Origin of the sequence: Clostridium sp. MB05 (assembly GCF_046581255.1) — a bacterium.
Classification (GTDB): Bacteria; Bacillota; Clostridia; order Clostridiales; family Clostridiaceae; genus Clostridium.
The window spans coordinates 3,011,728-3,037,207 of sequence record NZ_CP174370.1 but is presented as its reverse complement, the minus strand read 5'-3'; the positions used below and the strand labels follow the sequence as shown (position 1 = coordinate 3,037,207).

Sequence of the window (25,480 nt, the reverse complement as noted above, 5' to 3'; positions counted from 1 at the left end):
AAGTATTAAAATCTATAAAAGAAATTTGAAATGTTTATGAGCAATGATTTTAGTTACAATAATTTCAAATTGCTAAGTTCATATTCAGTTCATAAAACTAAAATATCATGTAATCTATGGTAGTAAAATCTATTATAGGAGGGAAAGTATGTTATCGTTAAAAAATATAAAAAAGTCATATGTAACAGGTGAGTTTAAACAAATTGCTTTAGGTGGAGTAAGTTTAAATTTTAGAGAAAATGAATTTGTAGCTATACTAGGGCCAAGTGGCTCAGGAAAAACTACTTGTTTGAATATTATTGGAGGATTAGATAAGTATGATAGTGGAGATTTAATCATTAATGGAGAATCCACTAGAGAATTTAAAGATTCCCATTGGGATGCTTATCGTAATAACAGCATAGGATTTGTTTTTCAAAGCTATAATTTAATAAGTCATTTAAGTATTTTAGATAATGTGGAAATGGGAATGACTTTAAGTGGAGTTTCTTCATCTGAAAAACATAAAAAGGCAGTAAAAGCTTTAGAAAGAGTTGGATTAAAGGATCATATACATAAAAGACCTAATCAACTTTCTGGTGGGCAAATGCAAAGAGTTGCTATAGCAAGAGCACTTGCAAATGATCCAGATATAATATTGGCTGATGAACCTACAGGAGCTTTAGATACTAAAACTAGTATTCAAATTATGGATCTTATAAAAGATATCGCAAAGGATAAGCTTGTTATAATGGTAACACATAATCCAGAGCTTGCTAAAGAATATGCTGATAGAATAGTAGAATTTAGAGATGGAAATGTTATTTCTGATTCTAATCCATTAGAGGAAGAAAAAAGTAATAGTTCATATATTCTTAAAAAGACCAGTATGAGTTTTTTAACAGCTTTGAAACTATCAGGAATGAATATTAGAACTAAAAAATGGAGAACATTTTTAACAGCTTTTGCATCTAGTATAGGAATTATAGGAATAGCTTTAATTTTATCGCTTTCAAATGGATTTGATAAACAAATAGATATTTTTGAATCTGATACATTATCAGGATTTCCAATTATGATAAGTCAAAAAGCTGCTGAAGTAGATATAAATAATATGATGGAACATAGTAAAGAAATGAAAAAAGAAATGTCTGGAGATAATGATTCAGAAGGAAAGTATCCAAATTCAAATGTAATTTATCCATATAATACTAAGGAAAATACTTTTATTCATAATAATAAGCTTACAGAAGAGTATGTAAATTATGTAGAAAAAATAGATAATAATCTATTGTCAGGAGTTTCATATACTCGTTTAGTAAATATGAATCTTTTAAAAAGTGATGGAAATGTTGCAACACCTGTAAGTGTTTCAGATTTAAATTTATCATCATATCCAATTAATTTAGATAAAAATACACCTGGATATTTAGAAACTTCATACGACTTACTTGCAGGTAAATATCCAGAAGGAATGTCAGATTTAGTTTTAGTTGTAGATGAATACAATAAGATAGATACAGCAATTTTAGATGCACTTGGAATAAATAGTGATAAAGAAGAAATGAGTTTTGATGATATTATAGGTCATGAACTTAAGGCTATATTAAATGATGATTATTATAAAAAGTTGGGTAATTATTTTACCCTATCTGGCAATCCTAAAGATATGAGTGAGTTATATAATAGTGATAGAGCAATTCCTCTTAAAATAACAGGAATATTAAGATTAAAGAAAGATGTAACTATACCTGTTTTACCATCAGGGATTGCGTATTCAGATGAGTTAAGTAAATATTTTATAGAAGATGCTAAAAATTCAGAGGTAGCAAAAGCTCAAGAAGTGTCAGATTATAATGTATTTACAGGGGAAAGTTTTGATATAAAAAGTAGCAGAGCAGATTCAAATAACACTAAGGAAAATGCACTTGCATCAATAGGAGCAGTTGGTACTCCATATATGATAACTTTATATCCAAAGGATTTCACAACAAAGGAATCAGTAACTGACTATTTAGATAAATGGAATGAAGGAAAAGAAAAAGAGGATATGGTAATTTACAATGATATGGCTAGTACTTTTGTAAGTTTATCAGGAGGAATAATGGATGCTATAACAATGGTATTAATAGCATTTGCAGCAATATCTTTAGTAGTTTCATTAATAATGGTTGGAATTATAACATATATTTCAGTTCTTGAAAGAACAAAGGAAATAGGAGTTTTAAGGGCACTTGGAGCAAGAAAGAAGGATATAACTCGTGTATTTAACGCAGAAACTTTTATAGTTGGAAGTTGTTCTGGAATTTTGGGAATATTAGTTGCTTGGCTTTTAACTTTCCCAACTAATAGTATATTATATAAAATAACTGATTTAAAAGGAGTTGCAGTTCTTAATCCAGTGCATGCAATTATTTTAATAGTTATAAGTGTATGCTTAACTATGCTAGGTGGGTCTATACCTGCTAAAATGGCATCAAAAAAGGATCCAGTTGAAGCATTAAGAACAGAGTAATATAATTAAAGTATAGGCAAATACTATTATGGTATTTGCCTATAATTTTAACTATATTATAATATTTAAAGTATAGGAATTTTATTAGGGAGATTATAATGATTAATATATTAATAGTTGAGGATGATAAAAATTTAAGACGATTAATGGAAGTCTTTTTAAAACAAAATGGGTATGAGGTATTTTTAGCACAAGATGGAGAAAAAGCAATAGAAATTTTTGAAGATAAGCATATTGATTTAATTGTTTGTGATATTATGATGCCAAAGGTTAATGGATACCAATTAGTAAAAGATTTACGTAACTCTAATTATGATTTACCAATTTTAATGGTTACAGCTAAAGAAACTATAGAAGATAAAAGAAAGGGATTTTTAGTTGGGGTAGATGATTATATGGTAAAACCAATAGATTTAGATGAAATGATTTTAAGGGTAAAAGCATTACTACGAAGAGCAAAAATATCTAATGAACATAAATTAATAATTGGAGATGTAATTTTAGATAATAGCTCACTAACTGTAACAAGAAATAATAAAGTAATAGATTTAGCTAAAAAGGAATTTTACTTATTATTCAAATTACTAAGCTATCCAAAACAAATATTTACAAGAAATCAACTTATGGAAGAAATATGGGGAGTAGATATAGAAAGCGATGAAAGAACCGTTGATGTCCATATTAAGCGAATAAGAGAAAAACTAAGCGACTTTGATGAGTTTAAAATTGTAACAGTTAGAGGTTTAGGTTATAAAGCGGAGAAGAATATATGAGAAAGATATACAATTATTTTAGAAACACACTTCAAGGAAAAATAATAATATATTTTTTTACAACAATACTATTAAGTAATATCGTTACTTTTTTCATAGTTTCACCAATAATAAATAAAAAGATTTCTGAAAATGGTAAGTGTTTAATTCCTGAAATTAATAAGTTCCATGGAGTTAAATTTTTAATATTAGGTATAAGTTTTATAATTTGTTTAACGTCTTTATGCTTTATATCAACCATAGTTGTTAAGCAAATAAAGAAATTGACTAAGGCAACAAATGAAGTAGCAGAAGGAAACTTTGATATTTATTTAAAAACAAAAGAAAAAGATGAGATAGCGCAACTAATCTTTCATTTTAATGAAATGACAAAGAAACTGAAAAATACGGCGTACATACAAAAAGACTTTGTCAATAATATTTCACATGAATTAAAAACTCCAATTGCATCAATACAAGGTTTTGCTAAAATACTCAAGAATAATAATTTAAGTAATGAAGAAAAAGATGAGTATTTAAATATTATAATTGAAGAATCTAAAAGGCTTGAAAAGCTATCAAGCAATGTTCTTAGGATATCTAAACTTGAAAATCAGGATATAGTAGACAATCAAAATAAATTTTCATTAGATGAAAATATAAGGAAAGCAATTCTTTTATTACAAAATAAATGGATAGAAAAAAATATTGATTTTAATTTAGATTTGCCTGTTACTTATTATTATGGAGACGAAGAATTATTTTTACAGGTTTGGACCAATATAATAGAAAATGCAATTAAGTTTTCAAAAGATAGTTATACTATAAATATTTGGATAGAAAAAAGTATTGATTCTATAAAGGTATATATAAAAGACGAAGGTATTGGAATGAGTAAAGATGTAGTAAAATGCATATTTGATAAGTTTTATCAAGAAGATAATTCAAGAAGTGAATCAGGATATGGGCTTGGGCTCGCAATTGCTAAAAGAATAGTAGAACTTTCAAAAGGAAATATTTTTGTAGAAAGTGAATTAAATGAAGGAAGCACTTTTATTATAAGTTTAAGCAGAACCTAAGAAAATATTTTAGTTCATAAATATATGGATTTTATTTATAAAAGCTATAACCTTAAAATGTAGTTATTTCTTTTGTTTTATAATATAATTACATTATAAAATTAAAATGATAAAGTAAGAGGGATATTAATGAAATCTTCACTAGTAAAAGATAGAAATGAGTTAACTAAAGCAGAAAATAAAATTTGTGATTATATAGAAGAATATATGAACAGTAGCATATACATGACAGTTACAGAAATAGCAAATAATTGTGGAGTGGGTGAAGCTACAGTTACTAGATTTTGTAGAAAGTTAGGATTTAGAAGCTTTTTAGAATTTAAAATGACTATGGCACAAGAATTTAAAAATAACGGATATAGTGATGAAGATATTGATGAAGAAGCATTATCTGAAAATGATTCTTTAAGTGCATTTATAAAGAAATTTTATGATACTAATATAAATTCTTTGGAAGAGACTTTAAAAAAAATGGATTATACAAAGATTGAAGAAGTATCAGATATATTAGTTAACGCAAAGAGGATATTCTTTACGGGAGTTGGTCATTCTGGTGTAATTGCAGAAGATGCATATTATAAATTTATGAAAATAGGATTATCTTGCAATTGTTATAGAGATAGTCATACATTAGTGATGATGGCATCATTAATGCAAGAAGATGACGTTTTATTTATTATATCAAATAGTGGAAATACAGATGAAATAAATATAGCAGCAGAAGTTGCAAGAGAAAGTAATGTAAAAGTTATTTCAATTACTGAAAATTTATTATCTAAATTAGCAAGAGTAAGTGATTATGTTTTAAATTATACATATCAAGAAATGAAATTGGATATGGAATCCTTAGGAACTAAAGTATCACAAACTTTTTTAGTAGATTTAATATGTACTAACGTTATAAGAAAAAATAAGGAAGTAGCATTAGAATCTAAAAATAAAACTGATAAAGCTATTGAAAGATTAAACAAATAAAAAACGATGAGGAATTTAATTCTTCATCGTTTTTTATTGTAAAAATTCTTCAAACTGCTGAATGTTATTTTCAAAAAAATAGAAAAAAGTTTTCAAAAAGTATTGATGAAAAGGTTTAACGGTGATAATATTAAATAAATAATATAGAAAAATTAAACATTTAAGTAAAAAATGAGAAGTTTAAATTTTAGTTCTGCAGACTAATATTATAAATTTTATAAAGTAGACATAATATGAAATCTTCATGATGCAAAAGAAGCTATTTTAAAGCTATGATTAAAATAATATTAAAAGGGGAGAGATATATGAAAAAGTCTACAAAAAAAATAATATGCTTTTTAATTGGAATAGTAGTTGTATTAGGAGTATTTTCTGGAAATGTATATGCTAATTCAGTTGCAAAGTATAAGGGGAGTAGTGTTGCAGATAGTATAAACTGTAAGATACCAGAAGAACTTAAAGAGGAAAATACACCTAATTTAGATTTAATGTATATGATTTATTTAGAAAATAAGGATGGTGGAAGAATTTATCAAGAATTTCCCGATGGGACAACAAGAAGTATGGGAAATGTAATAAGAGCTGGAAAATACCCAACGAATTCTTCAGCAGGATTTTGGGCATCACATTACGATGCTGCTAATGATGGAACCCATTCATGTGTTACAGCTTCAGCATCAAATAATGTACATGTTAGAGTAGGTCCAAATGAAAGTTATGATCCTATAAAAGCAGCAGAAATAACCAAAGAGTCAGTTCCGAGCCTTTCACCCGCAGATATAGAAGCAGCAGGTGTTTGGATGCCTAAACAATTTACTATAGGAACAGAAGATGACTATGTTTATTCAGAAATAAATAATCCATCAAAGTTTACAGATAGCATAATATATACAGATATATTTGGAGGAAATGAAATATTTGGTGGTGAAAGTGGTGCCTTTGTAGGAAATCCTGTACAATTTTTAGATAATGACGGTGAATGGAAATCTTTAGATTATTACTATAATGGTAGTTACGATAAACCTATTCCAGAAGATCTAAGAATAGTAGTAAGTAAACCTTCAATATCTATTGGATCACCTGTTAGTATTGAATTTGAAAATTGGGCAGCTGGTGATACTGTAAATGGTGAATACAAAGAAGCAAATGGAAGAGTATTATTAAATTATGAAGATGGAACTAGTAAACATATAGCAGATATAATTCAAAGAGTAAGAGGAACTGGGCGATTTGGTGGAAGTGAATATTCACATGTAGGAACTTTTAGGGCAAGTCATCCAGGAGTTATATGTTTATCTACATCTCCAAAGGTAGGGAAAACAAATTGGGGTAAGTATATTGATTATTCTGGGGGAATTCAATTAGTGCCAGCAAACCATGCTAAATTCTTATGTTATAATGTGGATCAAAAATCATTTGTAGATGGAGCCTATTCACAGCAACCTCATTATGGAATAATAGCAAGTATTGGATCCACTAAGGAAGAACTGTATAACCCAGAATATGCTCCTAATGGGGAAGTTACATTTGATCCTATTTTAGAGGCAGTAGCTCCACTTTATTCTCAGTATTTAAAACCTAAATATATAGACGGAGATAAAGAAAATAGTACTATGTTTGTCGTATCAGAAGACTTTGGAGAAAGCTGGCAGGAATGTCCTACAATAATGGGATTGACTGGATTTAAAAATCATTCATCATCATTTGAAGAATCACCAGTTGCAAATTGGACAAATATAAAGATAAATTTAAAATATTAATTATGTAGATGGGGTGAGGAATATGGAGAATAAATTAAGGGGTAAGATATTAGTAGGATCAGCTTTATTACTATCAAGCATGGTATTTGCATCTTTTTCACAAAATAAATTAGCTTATGCAGATGAGGTAAGTATTAAAGAAAATATAGATATTAAAAATAATGAAAATATACAAATTAATGAAGAGGATTTAGATAAAGAGTTAAGTGACAGTGAATTAAAAATAATGTTTCCAGATGAAAATTTAAGAGAAGTAATAGTTAGAACAGCTACTTATACTATTTATAGTAATCCTCAAGATATACCAGATATAAAGTCTAATAAAATTACTTTAAGAAAGTTACAGTCTATAAAGTATTTGTTAGCTACAGAAGAAGGAATAGAATCTATACAAGGTATATCCTATTTACCTAGTTTATTAGAAGTAAATTTAGATGGAAACTATATAAGTGATATACCAGAAGAAATAATTAAATTAGAGAGCTTAGATAAACTTATTCTTTCAAGAAATAAATTAAATGAGATACCAACATATATAGGTAATATTAAAAAACTTCGTTGGCTTGATATTTCTAAGAATTCATTAACATCAATACCAGGAGAAATTGGAAATATTGTGACATTAGATAGACTAGATATTTCTCAAAATAATATTTCTAATATACCATCAGAAGTAAATAATTTAAAAAATCTTATAAGATTACTTGCGTACGATAATGAACTAACAAGTTTCCCGAAAGATATAGTAGGATTGCCAGCTTTAAGAGAATTAAATATCTTTAATAATAATATTACAGAGCTATATGATAATATAGGATCTTTCCCATCTCTTATGTATTTAAGAGTAGGTAACAATAAATTAACATGCTTACCAGAAAGCATAGGGAATTTAAAAAATTTATTTACATTAGGAGCAAATAATAATCAGTTAACTTATATTCCTAACAATATAGAGAGCTTAAGTAAATTAACAGAAATAAATGTATCAAATAATAAATTAGATGTATTACCAGAAAATATAGGTAATCTAAAATCTTTAAAGGAATTGAATGTAAGCCACAATAATTTAAGTAAATTACCAAGCTTAGCTAATGCAACTAATTTAAAAACTATATATATATCAAAAAATAATATAACTAATATTGATGCAAATCTATTACCAGCATCATTACAATATATAGACCTATCAGGGAATCTATTAAGAGAAATCCCTATACTAGCCAGTATTAAACATTTGGATTTAGCTTTTAATGAAATTGAAGAAATTCCAGAAGAAATAAATAAAATGACTTCAGCTTCATATTTAGGGTTAAATGGAAATAGGATAAAGGTTTTACCTAGTACTATAGGAGATATGGTGACTTTGACAGGAATAAATCTAAGTAATAATAATTTAGAGAATCTGCCAACGGAATTTGGAAATTTAGTGAATTTACAAGGATTATATCTTAATAATAATTTATTATTGGAGCTTCCAAAAACATTAGGAGGTATTAAAGCTCTTAGATTTCTTGAAGTGGAAAATAATAGATTAACAGTAATACCTAAAGAAATATCATCTATTGAAAAACTGAAAAAAGTTAATGTAAGTAACAATTATATTTCTAAATTAGAGTTTAATGATAAAGTAAGTGTCTTATCAAAAGGAAATTTTATTGATAATATGGAAAATCAATTAAGCTTAGAGAAAAAATCAAATAAAAAGATTGATTTTAAAATAGGAGAGGAAATAAATTTATTAGATTATATAGAAGTTAAAGGTGGAGATAGAAATTTACCTATAGAAATAATGGAAATTGAAGATATATCTAATAAAAATTTCTTTAAACAAGGAAGTAATTCAACTAATATAGTTGGAGAAAAGAAGGGCAATGGTAAAGTTATAATAAAGATTAAAAATTCACTTGGAGAAAGCTCTAAAGAAACCTTGGAAGTAAGGATAAAAAATAAATAAAAGTAATAAAGGAACCTAACTAAAATTTAGGTTCCTTTATCTATAGAAAAATATTTTCAAAATAAATGAAAAAATATTTCAAAAAGTGTTGATAATATAATTTTACGATGCTAAAATTATATTAAAGGAAAAAACAACCAAAGGGGAGGGTTAAATATGGATTTAATTAAGTCATTAAATAAAAAGGAAATATCACTTATAGTAAGTCTTCCGAGAAATGACGTAGAATTAGCAAAATCAGCATTACTAGCTGGGGCAGATGTGTTAAAGGTTCATATAAATGTTGAGCATAGGGCTAGTAAAACAAAATTTGGATCTTTAAATGAGGAATTAGATATAATTAGAAAAATAGTTTCTCTTTGTAGAGAATATGATAAGCCTATAGGAATAGTAGCTGGAGGAAATGATAAAATTCCAATGACAGAAATACAAGGAATATTAAATGAAGGTTTTAATTTCATATCATTATATGATAAACATATGAATCCTTTGATATTAGATAAAGACATATATAAAATGGTGGCGATAGATGATAATTACAAATTAGAATATGTAAAAGAATATGATAATTTACCTATAGATATATTAGAATGTTCAATAATGGATCCCAAAACTTATGGAAATGAACTTACGGTAAGAGAAATATTACAATATCAATCAATTCGAAGTACAACTTCAAAACCTATAGTTATACCTACACAAAGAAATATAACACCAGAACAATCTTTAATATTACAAGAAATGGGTATTAATGCAATAATGATTGGAGCAATAGTAACAGGTAATACTAAAGATTCTATTCATGAAGCAACATTAAAATTTAGAGAAACAATAGATAATTTTAATAATGTGAGGAATTGTAATGAAAAATAATAAAATACTGTATGTTCCATTAGATGATAGACCAGTTAATTTAATGATAGTTAAGCAATTAGCTAATTTAGCAGAATTAGAAATTAAAACACCTATTAAAGAAGATTTAGGATGCTTTTTAAAAGAAGGAAATGTGAATTCAATAAAGAAATGGATTAATACAGAAAAGTGTGACTCTTTAATAATATCATTAGACATGTTGTTATATGGAGGATTGATAGCATCTAGAACAGATAAAAGGTCTGTTGAAGAAGCGATGGATATATTAAAATTTCTAAAAGCCTATAAAAAGGAAAATAGAGATACAAAAATATATGCATTTTCAAATATTATGAGGTTATCAATATCTGTTTCAAGTAATGAGAGTCAAATATGGTGGGATAAAATAAATAAATATAATGAATTAAGATATAGGGTTGAGTCATTAAAAGAAACAAATCTAGAGATCAACTTAAATAAAATTAAATCAGAAATACCAAAAGAAATTTTAAATACTTATTTAAGAACAAGGGAAAGAAATCATAATATTAACATGGAGGCTATAGAACTTGTAAATGATGGAATAATTGATTTTTTGATACTTTCACAAGAAGACTGCTCTAAGTATGGATTACATTTAATAGAACATGAAAGGCTTCATGATAAAATAAATAAATACAAATTAACAGATAAAATATATGTTTATCCTGGGGCAGATGAAATTGGACAAATTCTTATTAGCAGATATGTAAACGATATAAATAAGTTTATTCCTAAAGTTTATATAGATTTTGATAATAAGAAAAATGAAGATATAATTCCTAAATTTGAAGATAGATCTCTTAAAGTAAATATTATTGAGCATTTAAAAAGTACTAATGCAACAATTGTATATGATTATAAAAATTGTGATTATATACTTGCTGTAACAACTCCTAATATACCATATATAGATATGGCTTCAGATAATTTAAATTATTATAATAAAAAATCTATAATTGATGATTTCATAGCTAGAATTAAAAAATATATAAGTTTAGGGAAAAAAGTATCAATTGCAGATTTATCTTTTTCAAATGGTGGAGATGAATATCTTATAAAAAGGTTAAAGGAAGAGGAATTATTATTAAAAGTGATTTCATATGGGGCGTGGAATACTGCTGGAAACGCAATGGGAACTTCTATAGCTCATGGAAATATTATTTCTAATATAAGTTCAAAGGGGTATTTAAACTTTAAAAAATCCTTTGAGAGTCTTAAGTTTTTAATAGAGAGATATTGTGATGATTTTATGTATCAAAGCATTATAAGAAGTAAAGCAAATAAAGAGGTATTAAAAGAAGGTTTAAGTATTTTCAATATGAATAGTCGAGTTGAAAAAATAGATAACTTTGTTGAAGATTCATTAAATAAAATGCTTGAGTTATATTTTAATAAAAATATAGTTAACTACTTAGAAGTAAAGGGATATATTGAAGATTTAAAAATAGATGCAAAGTTACCTTGGAATAGAACTTTTGAAGTTGAATGTGAAGTTACTATTAAATTTAAGGAGGGATGATATGAATATCAAGGATTATAAAAGTTGCGATATTTTAATTATCGGTGGTGGGCCTTCAGGAATAATTGCAGCAAAAGCAGCTGCTTCAGGTGGAAATAAAGTAACTTTAATTGAAAGAGGTGGGTATTTAGGTGGATGTGCCACTAAATCCTTGGTTATTCCCTTAATGACATTTCATGCAGGAAAAAAGCAAATAGTAATGGGATATGCAAATGAACTTATTGAAAGAATAAAGCAAAATGGAGGTACAATAGGTCATATAGAAGACACGCTTGGAGTAGCATCTACAGTTACACCCATAGAAACAGAAATTTATAAATATGTAGCTCAGGAGTATTTATTAGAATCAGGAGTAGAAATTTTATATCATACTGAAGCATTAGATGTGAAAGTTGAAGAAGGTAATATAAAATCAGTACTTACAAAAACAAGATCTGGGATATATGAAATAGAAGCTAAATATTATATAGATGCAACTGGAGATGGAGAAATAGCATATCTTTCTGGAAATAAAATGAAAATAGGCAGAGAAAAAGATGCTAAATGTCAGCCTATGACTATGATGTTTAAGGTTAGTAATGTAGATATTGAAGAAGTGATTAAATATGTTGAAGAAAATAAAAATGAATTTGTAATAGGAGAAAATATAAAAAGTTTTAAAGAATCAAAAAGAATTGCAATTTCAGGATTTTTTTCTAAAGTAGCAGAAGCTTCAAAAAATGGAGATTTTACTATAAATAGAGATCGAGTTCTATTCTTTGAATTGAATAGAAGGGGAGAAGTTGCAGTGAACATGAGCAGAGTTATAAATAAGATATCAGTTAGAGATTTTGATTTATCTGAGGCTACTATAGAAGGTAGAAGACAGGTAATTGAAATATACAACTTTTTAAAAAAGTATATACCTGGATTTAAGAACTCTATATTGGTTCAATCTGGAGATGAAATAGGGGTTAGGGAGTCTAGAAGATTAGTTGGTCAATATGAATTAACAGAAAAAGATATTATTTCAAGAAAAATATTTAAAGATACAATAGCTCTTGGAAGTTGGCCGATAGATATTCACGATCCAGATGGTAAGGAATTAGATTTAATGGAAATGAAAATAGGTGATTATTATGGAATACCATATAGATCATTAATACCTACAAAAATAAATAATTTAATTGTCACAGGAAGAGCAATAAGTACAAATCATGAGGCATTAGCATCAATGAGAGTTTCGCCAATATGTATGGCTTTGGGACAAGCAGCTGGAATAGCTGCTAAAATATGCCTGAAATATAAGAAAACATTTAGTGAGTTAGATTATAAGGGCTTAAAAATAGAACTATTAAATAGTGGTCAAGTTATAGAATAAAATACTTTATAGAATAAAATTATGTAGATTATAAATTATAAGGAGCGTGATATATGAGCGAATAAGATAAATTTGTATAAGAAAAATGACATAATGAGATTTGACCTTGCTTTTATTAAATAAAAACTTATTAAATGCAATTATAAAAAATAGTTTAAAAGGGGAATGAAAATGGGAGATATTTTTAATATTCAAGTTATTCTTATAATATTAGTTTTTGCTGTATGCACGGGTCTTATGGTAGCTAAAAAGTTACCGACACTTATAGCACTGCCACTATTAGGAGTTATAATAGCGGTAATTGCAGGAGTTCCATTTATGACTCCAGCAGAAGAGGGTGGGCAAACTTTAATGGGTCATGTAATAGGAGCTGGATCAGCTAGACTGGCAGGAACTATGATGGCAGTTATTTTTGGAGCTATGTTTGCAAAAGTTATTCAAAAACAAGGGGTATCTAATACTATAATTAGGAAAGCAGCAGAGCTTGCTGGTGATAAGCCTTTAGCTATAGCATTTGTTTTAACTGCAGCTTGCGCAATAGTATTCTCAGCTTTAGGTGGAGCAGGAGCAGTAATAATGGTTGCAACAATAGTAATTCCACTTATGTTATCAGCTGGAATAAAGCCAAAGGTTGCAGCAGGATCATTTCTTATGGGGTTAGGTCTTGGAGGATTATTTAATGTTGCTAATTATAAATTTTATGTTGACGCAATAGGAATGGATATGGAACTTGTAAAATCTACATCATTAGTATTAGGATTGATTTCTACCGTAGTTACAATTGCATATATATTGATTAATGTTAAAAATAAGAGTGTAAGAAGTACATGGGCAATGCCAAGTAGTAGCTTTGAAACAAAGACACATGAAGATGTAAATATATTTGCATTAATATCACCATTGCTTCCAATAGTATTAGTATTTTTCTTTAAATTTAGTACAGAATTTTCATTGATAATTTCTGTTATATATACAATTTTAGTAACTAAGCCATCACAAATAATTCAAATTATAACTAGTTCACTTGTGGAAGGAATTCAAGATGTAGCAGGAGTTATAGGATTGATGATGGGAATTGGTATATTATTAAATGGGGTATCTGCAACTGCAACAATAGCATTAATGCAACCTCTTATAGGAGCTATATTACCTACTTCCCCAATATCATATGTAATAATATTTACTATAGCATCACCACTTGCATTATATAGAGGACCTCTTAATTTATATGGTTTAGGATCAGGTATAGGAAATGTTATGCTAGCAGCTGGAACATTAAGTCCTGCAGCTATAGGAATGGCTTTAAGATCAACTGGGGTTGTACAAGGAGTATCAGACCCAACAAATACTCACAATGTAATTGTTGCAGATTTTGCAAAAGTAGATGTTAATGCAGTATTAAAGTCTACACTTCCATATACTGTTATAATAACATGCTTATCATTAATTTATACGGCAGTAATGATATTTTAACAAATAAATATTAGATTAATTTAAGGAAATAAAAAGGTGCGTTAAATTCGCACCTTTATTATAAAATTCATCAGGAGGGAAATATAATGGGCAAAAAGGTGAGAATTGGAATAGATGTTGGTGGAACATTTACAGATGCTGTAGTAATTGATAACAATAGTTATGAAGTAATAGGAAAAGCAAAAATACCTACAACTCATCATGAAAAAGAAGGAGTTGCAAAAGGAGTAATACAAGTTATAAATAAAGTTTTAGAAGAAAATAATATTTCTCCTGATGATGTAGTTTTTATAGCTCATGGAACAACTCAAGCAACTAATGCTTTATTAGAAGGTGATGTTGCAAAGGTTGGTATAATTGGAATGGGAAAAGGTATAGAAGGTGAAAGAGCTAAGAATGAAACTAGGGTTGGTAATATAGAATTATCTATAGGAAAATATTTATACACAGAACATAGATATATGGATTCAGGGAACATAACATCGGATTATGTAAGAAATTATGTAAATCAGCTTAAAGAAACTGGAGCAGAAGTAATTGTTGCATCAGAAAGCTATTCTGTTGATAATCCGGAAAATGAAAAATTTGTAATAGAAGAAGCTATAAAAGATGGAGCATATGCAACTGGAGGATATGAAATATCTCAACTATATGGATTAAGAGCTAGAACTAGAACTGCAGTAGTAAATGGAGCATTAATTCCTAAAATGATGGAAACTGCAAATATGACAGAGACTTCAGTAAAAAATGCAAATATAAAAAAGCCTCTTATGATAATGAGATGTGATGGCGGGGTAATGACAATTGATGAAGTAAGAAAAAGACCAATACTTACTATGCTATCAGGATTAGCAGCTGGCGTTGCAGGGGCATTGATGTATGAGAAGGTTTCAGACGGAATATTCTTTGAGGTTGGAGGAACATCTACAGATATCTCTGTTATAAAAGATGGAAAAGTGATGATTAAAAATTCACAGGTTGGGGGACATAAACTTTATTTGAGATCTTTAGATGTTAGAACTTTAGGTATTGCTGGTGGAAGCATGATTGTAATTGAAAATAATAAAATAGTAGATGTAGGACCAAGAAGTGCGCATATAGCAGAAAAGGAATATGAGATATTTGCAAGTAAAAATGAAATATCTAATCCAAAACTTATTTATATATCTCCAAGGCCAGAAGATAAATGTAATTATGTAGCTATTAATTGTGATAATGGAAAAAGCTTTGCTTTAACTTTAGCAGGTGCAGCAAATATTTTAGGATATGTACCAGATAATGACTATGCAAAAGGAAATATAGAAGAAGGAAGAAAAGCTTGGGAGGTTATAGCTAAAGAAGTAAATATGTCTGTAGAAGAAGCTGCAACAAAAGTTATGGATATAGCTATAGGGAAAGTGAAAAAAATAGTTGATGAATTAATTGCAGAATATAAATTAAATAAATCTATAATAAAGCTTGTTGGAGGTGGTGGATCAGCATCTATAATTACTCCATATCTTTCAGAAGTCATGGATGTAAAATTTAATATAGCAAAAAATGCTCCATATATCTCTACAATAGGAGTAGCTTTAGCTTTAGTTAGAGAGCAAATAGAAAGAAGTGTTATAAACCCAACAGAAGAAGATATAAGAAAAATCAGAATGGATATATTCGAAGCAGTTGTAAAATCTGGAGCAAATCCAGATACTGTAGAAATAACTGTAGATGTAGATGCTAAAAAAAATATTTTAAGGGCATCTGCAACAGGAGCAACAGAACTTAGAACTAAAGAAATTGGTGCAGAGAAAAAATCAAAGGATGAACTTATAAATGTTGTGTGCGATTCAACTGGAATATCAAAGGAGAATATCAATTTAATTGGTGAGACAGGAAGATGGAGCATATTTAAATGTATTGAAACTACTAAAAAGCTATTTGGATTAATATCAAGTAAAAAAGAAAAAATAAGAGTTATTGATGAAGATGGGGTAATAAGATTGCAAAAGGATAAAGGAAAGTTATTGTTTTGTACAAAGAATGAAATCTATAAAAATTATAGCACCTTTATAGATGAAAATACTTTATTTACAGATGCAGGAGCTCAACTTCCAAAGGTATATATATTATTTAAACAAAAACTTATAGATTTATCAGGCATTATTGATAAAGATCAATTATTATCATTAACTAATTTAGAAATAGAGCTTTTAGATGAGGATACCAAAATAGGAGTATTAGCAACTCAAGAAATTTAGAGGATTATTATATGAAAAATTTATATTTTTTAACTGATGAAATATTATCCTTATTGGAACTTAAAGAAGATAGACTATTCCATAAGATACCCAAAGAAAAATTAAGTTATTATATTGATGAAGCTAATAAAATAGGAAGGGATATTGCAAGTAAATATAAAAATGAGGATATAGACTCACTTTTAAAAAATAATGGAGTAGTTGTATTAGTAAAGGATAATTGTGAGTCTAAAAATCTAGATATTAGAGGGGAAATAATATTTGATGAAAAAGAAAGACAAATAATAATTTATAAAAATTCTATGGAGCAAATAGTAGAAATATTAAAAAGATATGGATTTAATATTTCTAAAAAAGAAGTATATAAAATTCATTTAGCACATGAATTTTATCATTTCCTAGAATATATAAATGACCAAAATACTAATAATTTATTAGACAAAATAGATATAACTTTACTAGGAGTTATTAAAAGAAAAGCAACAATACTAAAAGTTAGAGAAATAGCAGCTCATGCATTTTGTAAAGAGTTATTAAATTTAAATTTTCATCCTAAAATATTAGATTATATATATTTAATAGAAAATAAAAAAATTAAGCTAAAAGAATTTAGAGTTTATATAAATGAATTAGAGCTAAAATATCTAAAAGAATAAAATTAAAATATATAAATATTAATATTAATAAATCACTTATATATATCAAATTTTAAGTTAAGTATAATTTATGACTAGTATTTCTATAATATCAACAGTGATTTTATAGAAAATATTAAAAGTAATTTTATTAAAAAGTTAAAAATATAAGAAAAACATAGGAAGAAATTTAGAATTATTTCCTATGTTTTCTTATATGGAATTTATAGTCATTTTTAGTATAAAGGAAATATATTAATTATAATTTATTTAAGAATGCTTTTAATGTAGTAACTATTTTAGATATATCTTCTTTAGTAATCCAATAATGAGTTACAAATCTCATTTGTCCATTTTCTATATCGTTTATTTTAATATTATTTTCTAAGAAGTAATTAACTAAAGCTGTAGTATTAATAGTAGAATCTTTAAAGCTAAAGAATACCATATTTATTTTAACATTATCTAAGTTAACATTAAGCTCAGGAATTTTATTTAGTTCATTTGCAAGTAACTTTGCATTTTCATGATCATCTTTTAGTCTTTTAGACATATCATTAAGTGCAACTATTCCAGCTGCTGCAAGGAAGCCAGCTTGTCTTAATCCCCCACCCATAAGCTTTCTATTTTTTCTTGCTTTATTTATAAAATCTTTCTTTCCAGCAAGAATTGATCCAACTGGTGCGCATAATCCTTTAGATAAACAGAACATAACTGAGTCACAATATTTAGTAATTTCCTTTACATCAACTCCAAGATATGTAGATGCATTAAAGACTCTTGCACCATCTAAATGAACTGGTAAGTTATACTTTTTTGATAACTCATAAACTTCTTTCATATTTTCAAGAGATAATACATTACCACTAGAATGAGCATTTTCAATACAAATTAGTGATGTAGAAGGGAAATGAATATCATCATCCTCAAAACGAATTCTTTTTTCTATTTCTTCTGCTTTTATAACACCATTTTGTGAATCAATAGTTCTTAATTGGACACCAGCAATTACAGAGCTTGCACCAACTTCATGGGCAACGATATGATTAGAATCTGATAAAATAACTTCACTACCTCTTTTGCAGTGTGTTAGTAATGCAAGCTGATTACCAAATGTTCCACTTGGGACAAAAAGAGCAGCTTCTTTTCCAATCATTTTAGCAGCTAATTCTTCTAGTTTATGAACTGTTGGGTCATCACCATAAACATCATCACCAACTTCTGCATTAAACATAGCTTCTTTCATAAAGGTTGGTTGTTTAGTTACAGTATCACTTCTTAAATCTATAAAATTTTTCAATTTAAACACCTCATTTACATAAATTTATAACAATAATTAAAACTATTATAATATAATAGAAGTATCTAATAAAAGTAATTTTTAAGTAATATAGGAATTGTTATTTTTAAGTAATAAGGAGTGAGTGTTATGGGCTCAGAAAAAAGAAGACTAGAAGGTATAATGTTATTTGGAGTAATAGGTTTACTTTTTGGATTATTAGGCAATATATCTTATTATCTTAAGTTAACAGGAATTTATATTGAATTTTTTTATAATATAGATATAGAATCTGCAAGTATAATGATGATAATTCCAACTATCGGATTAGGAATTGCTGCTATAGCAAATTATAAGCTAAATGTAGATGAGGAAATTTTAGAAGAACTTAAAAATAAAACTTTATTTTTTAAGTTAATTTGTATTTTATTTGCTTTTTATATGTTATTTACTATTGTAGTAATGAAAAACTTAGTTTTATTTAGAACAGCAATTTTAATGGAAATACTATTAATTTTAATGTATATTATTGCAAGGAAAGCAAAAGCATTAGAACTTACGGATAGACAATTGAAATGGAAAAGAGATTATGATTATCCTGGAACGTATAATAAAGAAAGCAGCTTCTTTTGGAGAATGAAATTTAAATTTTCACCACATGTAAAGGTTAAATGGAAAGATAGAGTTAATAGAATAAAATGGATGAAGCTATTATTTATGATTTTTTTTATGTTAGGAGATTTTGATAGAGAAGTTTATATTATTCTAATAATATTTATTCCAGACCTAATATATTTCTTTGAAGTTATATTTGGGTTATATACAAAAACAAGTGGTATATGTACAGGGGTAGTAGAGGTTGGAGAGTCTGAAAATAGTAGTGTAATCATATATAAAGCATATATAACAGATTATGAAAATGAAGAAGAAATAACTTTTAAAGTAAGAGATTATTGTTATATTTCTGAAAGAGATGAAGTAGTTGTAGTTCATAGTATGATAACTAAAAGAGTTATAGAAGTTCAAGGAATAAGAATGGATTTTATATAAAATAATAAAAAGGGCTATCATAAATAATTATTGAAAAATTTATTAATAATTATTTATGATAGCCTTTTCATATAGTCCTCTAAAATAGAAGTTATATTATAGATATGATATTATATAAAGTATGAAATAAATCTACTCTTTACATTAAAGGATGTTTTATTAAAAAGTTGATTTAACGATATAGATAAAAGGATAGGTGAAGAAAATGAAAACTAATTATCATACACATAATTATAGATGTAACCATGCAATAGGAACTATAGAAGATTATGTAGAGGAAGCAATAAAAGAAGGTTATGATGAAATAGGTATATCAGACCATCTACCTCATCCAGGAAAAAATATAGATAATTACAATAGAATGACATATGAGGATTTTGATACTTATTTTAAGGAAATAGATGAAGCTAAAGAGATGTATGGAGATAAAATAAAAATAAAAAAAGCAATAGAATGTGAATACTTTGAAGACTATCATTGGCTTTATGATGAGTTAAAAGAAAAGCATAAGGTAGATTATTTAATTCTTGGAGTGCATTTTTTCCCTTATAAAGGAGAATGGTTATATGTTGGCGGAGTTAAGCTAACACCTGAAGCTTTAGAAAGCTACATAGACTATGTAATAAAATCTATGGAAAGCGGATATTTTCAATACATAGCTCACCCAGATTTGTTTGGAATTTCTTATAGAAACTGGGATGAGCACTCAATTAAAGCATCAAGAAGAATACTAGAAAAGGCAGAAGAATTAAAAATGCCAATAGAAATTAACATAAATGGTATTAGAAGAGGGAAAGTTAAATATAACTTAGGAGAAAGATACTTTTATCCTATGGAAAGCTTTTGGGAGTTATCAAAAGAATATAATGTAGATAGAATAATAGGTGTAGATGCACATAATCCAATAGATTTAAGGGATTTCAATAAAGGTGAAGAGTTTGTAAAATCTTTAAATTTAAAGGTAATAGATAAAATATAAATTTACTTAAAGGGTAACAAATGTTACCGAAAAAGCTGTAACCCTATGTTACACTATCATTAGAAAATTAATGATAGATATTGGAGGAAGAAAAGATGAGTTTATATTTAGGAAAGATTCATTATTGGCTATTTAATAAAATAGTTTGGTTTGAAGGACTTGAAGAGGAAATAATAAATTTAGCAAAAAATGAAGGTTTAGACATAGAAAGCTTATCAAAAGAAATAAATAATAAATACGGAGAAAAGTTACCTAATCTTCCATTAGAAGAAATGATAGATAAATCAAATATTCACGGTTGGCTACAAGAAAAAATACACTCAGCAGAAAAGAGACTTGCAACATGGACTGTCAAACTTTTAGAAAAAGAAAATACAAAGAATAAATTAGAAACTTTATATGTAAATCAAGGGATAAAAGCTGCTAAAGAAGCAAAAGAAGAAGGAAAGTTTTTAGGAAATGCTATAGATATATTTAATGCAGTAAACGACTATATATTAGATGGAATGCCTTGTGATAGAGTAAATGAAGTTTTATCACAGGAAGAAAATAAGGTTTTTTGGAAAAGAAGAATTTGTGTTCATAAAGATATTTGGGATTCTATAGGTGGAGATGTAAATTACTTTTATACTCTAAGGAATTTATGGATAAAAGCTTTTGTTAATGAAGCAAACAAAGAGTTCAATTATATTCAATATGAAAATGATGAGATGTCAATAGAAAGAGTATAGGAGGATAAGAAAATGAATGCAATAGAATTAATGATAGAAGAACACAAAAATATTAAAGAAATGCTTAAGGTAGTTAGAAAAGCTTGTTTTAAAGTTTTAGAAGGAGAAGAGGTTAACTACGATGATTTTTATAAGATGATACATTTTATAAGAAACTATGCAGATTCTCATCATCATAAAAAAGAAGAAATAATGCTTTTTAATAGAATGGTAGATGAAATAGGAGAAACAGCAGAAAAAGTAGTTAAGTATGGAATGCTTGTAGAACATGATCTTGGAAGATTGTATGTAACAAACTTAAGAGAAGCATTAGAAGCCTTAAAAGGTGGAAATGCTGAAGCTAAATTAGATATAATTGCAAATGCAGTTTCTTATACAAATCTTTTAGAAAGACATATCCATAAAGAGGATAATGTAATATACAAATTTGCAGAAAGAGAATTAAAAGAAGAAACTATAGAAGAAATTAATGAAGAATGTGTAAGCTTTGAAGATGAAAATATAAATGTAAAAGATGAAAATTTAGCTATACTAGAAGAATTAAAGGTGAAATATTGCATTTAATATAGGATTTAAATTACAATAAATATGAGAAATATAATTAGAAATAAGTATAAGGATAGGTGATTAAGATGATAACTAAGGACATGACAATAGGAGAAGTTATAAAGGCAAAAGATAATGCACCAGAAATTTTAATGGGCTTTGGAATGGGATGTGTAGGATGTCCATCAGCTCAAGCAGAAACAATAGCAGATGCTGCAATGGTACACGGATTAAATTTAGAAGCTTTATTAGAAGCTTTAAATAACTAAAATTGTTTGAGTAAAGTTTTAAATAAGCAATTATAAGGCTAAGTGATTTTAAGATTGCTTGGTCTTTCTATTTTATGACGGATTAACTTTATTATTGTTATCATACAAAAAGCAGCAGGTAAGGTGGTCATTCACCATGCCTATAGATTGCATAAAAGCGTAAATGATAGTGCTTCCAACGAATTTAAAGCCAATTTTCTTTAAATCCTTACTGATCATGTCAGACAATTCTGTTCTTGCAGGAACCTGAGAGATTTCCGTCCAGTGATTTTGAATAGGTTCATAATTAACATATCTCCAAAAGAAATCATGTAAGCTACCATATTGGTTTAACACCTTATAATATGCTTTTGCATTTTCAACAACAGCTTTTACTTTTAGTTTATTTCTTATAATACCTTTATTTTGTAGAAGTTCTTCTATTTTACAATCATCATATTGAATGATGACTGCAGGATCAAAGCCATCAAATGCTTGACGTAATGTTTCTCTTTTAGCTAGTATTGTGGACCAGCTTAATCCAGCTTGTTTTCCTTCTAAGATAAGCATCTCAAATAGCTTTTTGTCATCATAGACAGGATTTCCCCATTCTTTGTCGTGATATATTTTTTCAAGGGGATTGTGATTTGCCCAATCACAACGAATACAATCATGTTCTTTCATTAAATTATACCTCCAATACCGAAAGCAATCAAAAAATCACTTTTATAATTATACCATAAAATAGGAAGGTATAATTTTAAAAATACATTATTTGGAGAATAAATATTTATAAGGAAATTAGGTAAATAAAAATATTAACAAATATTAGATATTTTATACGATCATTTTGTTGTGTATGCATAGTATAAAAGTATTAAGATAGCCTTTAAAGGAAAATATTTATTAGTAGTTAAGATATATATAAATTATAAAAGAGGTGTATAAATGGAATACAATATATTAATTGGTGGAAGTGCAGGACAAGGACTTGATACCCTAAGTGATTTTTTAGAAAAAACAATAAAGAAATCTGGATTGTATCTTTTTTCAAATAAAGATTATATGTCAAGAGTTAGAGGAGGACATAACTTTATACAAATCAGATTTGGAGAAAATAAAATATATTCACATAAGAATGAATTAGATTTAATACTTGCTTTAGATGAAGATACTATTTTATATCATATGGATAGATTAAAGCATGATGGAGTTGTAATAGCGGATAAAGGTATAAAGCTAGAATATGAAAAAATTTTAAAACTACCACTAGTAGCTACAGCAAAAGGATTAAGTTTATCTAAGGCTTTTACTTCAGTAGCAGCGGGAGCAGTATTAAAATACTTTTCTATAGATATAGTAGGTATAGATAAATATTTTAGTAATAAGTTGTCTGATGATATAAGAAATAAAAATATAGAAGCAGTTAAATTAGGATATGATTTAATTGATTCTAAGTATTCAATGGAAGAGACAGACTTATCAAAGCATATATTGATAAATGGAAATAATGCTATTGCATTAGGTGCTATTGCAGGTGGATTAGATTTTTATTCTGCTTATCCAATGACACCAGCAACGAGCATAATGACTTACTTAGCTAAAAAGCAAGTAGAAACAGGAATAGTTGTTGATCAAGCTGAAGATGAAATTGCAGCTATAAACTTTGCTATTGGAGCATCATATGCAGGGGCTAGGGCAATGACAGGAAGTTCTGGTGGTGGAGTTTCACTTATGGTAGAGGCATTTGGACTTGCAGGTATAACAGAAACACCAATAGTTATAGTAGATTCACAAAGGCCAGGGCCAGCCACAGGTTTACCAACACGAACAGAGCAAAGTGATTTAAGTTTTTTATTAACAGCATCTCAAGGAGAATTCCCAAGAGCTATAATAAGTGTTAGGAATGCAGAAGATGCTTTTTATAAAACTGCGAAAGCCTTAAATTTAGCTGATAAATATCAAACTGTTGTAATTTTATTAACAGATCAATATTTAGCAGATGCCAATATAACTATTCCTAAATATGATTTAGATAAAATAAAAATAGAAAATTATATATCAGAGGGAGAAGAGTTAAAAGAAGGAGAGGAATATAAGAGATATAAAATAACAGAAAGTGGAATATCTCCAAGAATGCTTCCTGGTAACTCTAAGCATCAAGTAGTTTTAGTAGATAGCGATGAGCACACTGAAGAGTCCCATATAACAGAAACAGCAGAAATGAGAGTTGCTCAAATGGAAAAGAGGATGAGAAAGCTATTATTAATGAAAAAGGATATGGAAGAACCAGAATTTATAGGATATGAAAATGCTGAAATTTTATTATTAGGCTTTGGTTCAACTTATGGAGCATTAAAAGATGCTGTTAAAGAATTAAATAAGCAGGGGAAAAAAGTTGGAGCATTAAGTTTTGGAGATATATATCCATTACCACAAGAAAATTTGAGAAAATATTCAAAACAAGCTAAAAAAATAATAAATGTTGAACAAAATTTTACAGGACAATTAGGTAAGTTAATAACTCAAGAAACAGGGATATTAATGACTTCCAGCATATTAAAATATGATGGAAGACAAATAACAGGAAGTGATATAGTAAAGAAAATTGGAAAGGAGGAGTTCTAATGTTAGAGTTAAATTTATATAAAAGTAATGATGAAATTGCTTGGTGTCCAGGATGCGGAAATTTTGGTATATTAGCAGCGATAAAAGAAGCATTATCTGAACTAGAGCTAAAGCCAGAAGATGTTGTTATGGTATCCGGTATTGGACAAGCTGCTAAAACTCCTCACTATTTAAAAGCAAATGGATTCAATGGTCTTCATGGTAGAGCATTACCACCAGCACAAGCTATAAAAATGGTAAATAAAAATCTTAAGGTAATTATAACTAGTGGTGATGGAGATTCTTATGGTGAAGGTGGAAACCATTTTATTCATAATATAAGAAGAAATGTAGATATGGTACATCTTGTTCATAACAATCAAATATATGGTTTAACAAAAGGACAAGGATCTCCAACAACGGCAAAAGGGCAAGTTACTTCAATGCAATTTGAAGGAGTATATATTAATCCAATAAATCCATTAGCAATAGCCATTAGTGCAGGAGCAACTTTCGTAGCAAGGAGCTTTTCAGCAGATAAGGAGCATTTGAAATCTACAATAAAAGCAGCAATGAATCATAATGGATATTCACTAATAGATATAATGCAACCTTGTGTAGTATTTAATAAAATAAATACTTTTAAATGGTACAAGGATAGAATATATAAGTTAGATGATAGCTATGATTCAACTAATAAAGTAGAAGCACTTAAAAAAGCAGAAGAATTCGGTGATGAAGGAATTCCAGTAGGAATAATATATAGAGATAATACTAAAGAAAGCTATCATCAAGCTCATCCAGTATTAAAGACAGGTGCAAATTTGATAGATAGAAAATGGCAACCGAAAGATACTGAAATGCTTGTTGATGAGTTTTTATATAATTAGAAAGTTTAAGATGAAAAA

21 protein-coding genes are annotated in these 25,480 nt (G+C 27.8%); 19 read left to right on the top strand and 2 right to left on the bottom strand.

Annotated elements, in window-relative coordinates; genetic code table 11:
- The first annotated feature begins 148 nt into the window (after window positions 1-148).
- The 12 genes from ACH36K_RS14220 (at window position 149) to ACH36K_RS14165 (ending at window position 17,153) form a co-directional block, all read left to right on the top strand.
- On the top strand, window positions 149-2,494 hold the full coding sequence (locus ACH36K_RS14220) for an ATP-binding cassette domain-containing protein (protein WP_411168267.1): 2,346 nt from the start codon (window positions 149-151) through the stop codon (window positions 2,492-2,494).
- A 98-nt stretch (window positions 2,495-2,592) separates the two neighbouring features.
- The gene (locus ACH36K_RS14215; protein WP_411168266.1) at window positions 2,593-3,267 is read left to right on the top strand and encodes a response regulator transcription factor; all 675 of its coding nucleotides are present in this window, start codon (window positions 2,593-2,595) and stop codon (window positions 3,265-3,267) included.
- Window positions 3,264-4,325, top strand: a complete 1,062-nt coding sequence (locus ACH36K_RS14210) for an ATP-binding protein (RefSeq protein ID WP_411168265.1) — start codon at window positions 3,264-3,266, stop codon at window positions 4,323-4,325. The genes ACH36K_RS14215 and ACH36K_RS14210 overlap by 4 nt, the downstream gene beginning before the upstream one ends.
- Before the next feature lie 129 nt (window positions 4,326-4,454).
- Window positions 4,455-5,300 (top strand): MurR/RpiR family transcriptional regulator, encoded by an 846-nt coding sequence (locus ACH36K_RS14205; protein WP_411168264.1) that lies wholly within the window; start codon window positions 4,455-4,457, stop codon window positions 5,298-5,300.
- Between the two features lie 305 nt (window positions 5,301-5,605).
- Entirely contained in the window at window positions 5,606-7,060 is a 1,455-nt protein-coding gene (locus tag ACH36K_RS14200; protein WP_411168263.1) for a hypothetical protein, read from the top strand.
- A gap of 22 nt (window positions 7,061-7,082) precedes the next feature.
- A complete protein-coding gene (locus tag ACH36K_RS14195) occupies window positions 7,083-9,014 on the top strand; it encodes a leucine-rich repeat domain-containing protein (protein WP_411168262.1) in 1,932 nt (643 codons plus the stop codon).
- Window positions 9,015-9,170: 156 nt separating this feature from the next.
- The gene (locus ACH36K_RS14190; protein ID WP_411168261.1) at window positions 9,171-9,887 is read left to right on the top strand and encodes a hypothetical protein; all 717 of its coding nucleotides are present in this window, start codon (window positions 9,171-9,173) and stop codon (window positions 9,885-9,887) included.
- Window positions 9,877-11,427 carry a DUF4127 family protein gene (locus ACH36K_RS14185; protein WP_411168260.1) on the top strand — a complete coding sequence of 517 codons (1,551 nt, stop codon included), beginning with the start codon at window positions 9,877-9,879 and terminating at the stop codon, window positions 11,425-11,427. Before ACH36K_RS14190 ends, ACH36K_RS14185 begins: the two co-directional genes overlap by 11 nt.
- 1 nt (window position 11,428) lies before the next feature.
- Entirely contained in the window at window positions 11,429-12,787 is a 1,359-nt protein-coding gene (locus ACH36K_RS14180; protein WP_411168259.1) for an FAD-dependent oxidoreductase, read from the top strand.
- Window positions 12,788-12,958: 171 nt separating this feature from the next.
- Complete coding sequence (locus ACH36K_RS14175; protein ID WP_411168258.1) at window positions 12,959-14,260, top strand: transporter; 1,302 nt, start codon at window positions 12,959-12,961, stop codon at window positions 14,258-14,260.
- A gap of 86 nt (window positions 14,261-14,346) precedes the next feature.
- Window positions 14,347-16,497 (top strand): hydantoinase/oxoprolinase family protein, encoded by a 2,151-nt coding sequence (locus tag ACH36K_RS14170; protein WP_411168257.1) that lies wholly within the window; start codon window positions 14,347-14,349, stop codon window positions 16,495-16,497.
- A gap of 11 nt (window positions 16,498-16,508) precedes the next feature.
- A complete protein-coding gene (locus ACH36K_RS14165; RefSeq protein WP_411168256.1) occupies window positions 16,509-17,153 on the top strand; it encodes a hypothetical protein in 645 nt (214 codons plus the stop codon).
- A gap of 238 nt (window positions 17,154-17,391) precedes the next feature.
- Here ACH36K_RS14165 and ltaE read toward each other — a convergent pair whose 3' ends face one another.
- Window positions 17,392-18,432, bottom strand: a complete 1,041-nt coding sequence (gene ltaE, locus ACH36K_RS14160; protein WP_411168255.1) for a low-specificity L-threonine aldolase — start codon at window positions 18,430-18,432, stop codon at window positions 17,392-17,394.
- Between the two features lie 129 nt (window positions 18,433-18,561).
- Here ltaE and ACH36K_RS14155 point away from each other — a divergent pair, with 129 nt between their 5' ends.
- From ACH36K_RS14155 to ACH36K_RS14135, 5 genes are all read left to right on the top strand, one after another.
- Window positions 18,562-19,461, top strand: a complete 900-nt coding sequence (locus ACH36K_RS14155; protein ID WP_411168254.1) for a hypothetical protein — start codon at window positions 18,562-18,564, stop codon at window positions 19,459-19,461.
- Window positions 19,462-19,666: 205 nt separating this feature from the next.
- The gene (locus tag ACH36K_RS14150) at window positions 19,667-20,440 is read left to right on the top strand and encodes a histidinol-phosphatase (RefSeq protein ID WP_411168253.1); all 774 of its coding nucleotides are present in this window, start codon (window positions 19,667-19,669) and stop codon (window positions 20,438-20,440) included.
- A 95-nt stretch (window positions 20,441-20,535) separates the two neighbouring features.
- Window positions 20,536-21,171, top strand: coding sequence for a hypothetical protein (locus ACH36K_RS14145; protein WP_411168252.1), 636 nt, complete (start codon window positions 20,536-20,538; stop codon window positions 21,169-21,171).
- A gap of 12 nt (window positions 21,172-21,183) precedes the next feature.
- On the top strand, window positions 21,184-21,735 hold the full coding sequence (locus ACH36K_RS14140) for a hemerythrin domain-containing protein (RefSeq protein ID WP_411168251.1): 552 nt from the start codon (window positions 21,184-21,186) through the stop codon (window positions 21,733-21,735).
- Window positions 21,736-21,803: 68 nt separating this feature from the next.
- Window positions 21,804-21,986, top strand: coding sequence for a DUF1858 domain-containing protein (locus ACH36K_RS14135; protein WP_322412590.1), 183 nt, complete (start codon window positions 21,804-21,806; stop codon window positions 21,984-21,986).
- 72 nt (window positions 21,987-22,058) lie between these two features.
- Here ACH36K_RS14135 and ACH36K_RS14130 read toward each other — a convergent pair whose 3' ends face one another.
- Entirely contained in the window at window positions 22,059-22,649 is a 591-nt protein-coding gene (locus tag ACH36K_RS14130) for a DNA-3-methyladenine glycosylase I (RefSeq protein WP_322412589.1), read from the bottom strand.
- Between the two features lie 264 nt (window positions 22,650-22,913).
- Here ACH36K_RS14130 and ACH36K_RS14125 point away from each other — a divergent pair, with 264 nt between their 5' ends.
- Both ACH36K_RS14125 and ACH36K_RS14120 read left to right on the top strand, forming a co-directional pair.
- Complete coding sequence (locus ACH36K_RS14125; protein WP_411168250.1) at window positions 22,914-24,593, top strand: 2-oxoacid:acceptor oxidoreductase subunit alpha; 1,680 nt, start codon at window positions 22,914-22,916, stop codon at window positions 24,591-24,593.
- A complete protein-coding gene (locus ACH36K_RS14120) occupies window positions 24,593-25,462 on the top strand; it encodes a 2-oxoacid:ferredoxin oxidoreductase subunit beta (RefSeq protein WP_411168249.1) in 870 nt (289 codons plus the stop codon). The genes ACH36K_RS14125 and ACH36K_RS14120 overlap by 1 nt, the downstream gene beginning before the upstream one ends.
- Window positions 25,463-25,480: the final 18 nt, after the last annotated feature.

What these genes read in the sequence shown, in the direction of transcription:
- ACH36K_RS14220 (WP_411168267.1), top strand. Translation starts at nt 149, where the DNA reads ATGTTATCGTTAAAAAATATAAAAAAGTCATATGTAACAGGTGAGTTT.
- ACH36K_RS14215 (WP_411168266.1), top strand. Translation starts at nt 2,593, where the DNA reads ATGATTAATATATTAATAGTTGAGGATGATAAAAATTTAAGACGATTA.
- ACH36K_RS14210 (WP_411168265.1), top strand. Translation starts at nt 3,264, where the DNA reads ATGAGAAAGATATACAATTATTTTAGAAACACACTTCAAGGAAAAATA.
- ACH36K_RS14205 (WP_411168264.1), top strand. Translation starts at nt 4,455, where the DNA reads ATGAAATCTTCACTAGTAAAAGATAGAAATGAGTTAACTAAAGCAGAA.
- ACH36K_RS14200 (WP_411168263.1), top strand. Translation starts at nt 5,606, where the DNA reads ATGAAAAAGTCTACAAAAAAAATAATATGCTTTTTAATTGGAATAGTA.
- ACH36K_RS14195 (WP_411168262.1), top strand. Translation starts at nt 7,083, where the DNA reads ATGGAGAATAAATTAAGGGGTAAGATATTAGTAGGATCAGCTTTATTA.
- ACH36K_RS14190 (WP_411168261.1), top strand. Translation starts at nt 9,171, where the DNA reads ATGGATTTAATTAAGTCATTAAATAAAAAGGAAATATCACTTATAGTA.
- ACH36K_RS14185 (WP_411168260.1), top strand. Translation starts at nt 9,877, where the DNA reads ATGAAAAATAATAAAATACTGTATGTTCCATTAGATGATAGACCAGTT.
- ACH36K_RS14180 (WP_411168259.1), top strand. Translation starts at nt 11,429, where the DNA reads ATGAATATCAAGGATTATAAAAGTTGCGATATTTTAATTATCGGTGGT.
- ACH36K_RS14175 (WP_411168258.1), top strand. Translation starts at nt 12,959, where the DNA reads ATGGGAGATATTTTTAATATTCAAGTTATTCTTATAATATTAGTTTTT.
- ACH36K_RS14170 (WP_411168257.1), top strand. Translation starts at nt 14,347, where the DNA reads ATGGGCAAAAAGGTGAGAATTGGAATAGATGTTGGTGGAACATTTACA.
- ACH36K_RS14165 (WP_411168256.1), top strand. Translation starts at nt 16,509, where the DNA reads ATGAAAAATTTATATTTTTTAACTGATGAAATATTATCCTTATTGGAA.
- ACH36K_RS14155 (WP_411168254.1), top strand. Translation starts at nt 18,562, where the DNA reads ATGGGCTCAGAAAAAAGAAGACTAGAAGGTATAATGTTATTTGGAGTA.
- ACH36K_RS14150 (WP_411168253.1), top strand. Translation starts at nt 19,667, where the DNA reads ATGAAAACTAATTATCATACACATAATTATAGATGTAACCATGCAATA.
- ACH36K_RS14145 (WP_411168252.1), top strand. Translation starts at nt 20,536, where the DNA reads ATGAGTTTATATTTAGGAAAGATTCATTATTGGCTATTTAATAAAATA.
- ACH36K_RS14140 (WP_411168251.1), top strand. Translation starts at nt 21,184, where the DNA reads ATGAATGCAATAGAATTAATGATAGAAGAACACAAAAATATTAAAGAA.
- ACH36K_RS14135 (WP_322412590.1), top strand. Translation starts at nt 21,804, where the DNA reads ATGATAACTAAGGACATGACAATAGGAGAAGTTATAAAGGCAAAAGAT.
- ACH36K_RS14130 (WP_322412589.1), bottom strand. Translation starts at nt 22,649, where the DNA reads ATGAAAGAACATGATTGTATTCGTTGTGATTGGGCAAATCACAATCCC.
- ACH36K_RS14125 (WP_411168250.1), top strand. Translation starts at nt 22,914, where the DNA reads ATGGAATACAATATATTAATTGGTGGAAGTGCAGGACAAGGACTTGAT.
- ACH36K_RS14120 (WP_411168249.1), top strand. Translation starts at nt 24,593, where the DNA reads ATGTTAGAGTTAAATTTATATAAAAGTAATGATGAAATTGCTTGGTGT.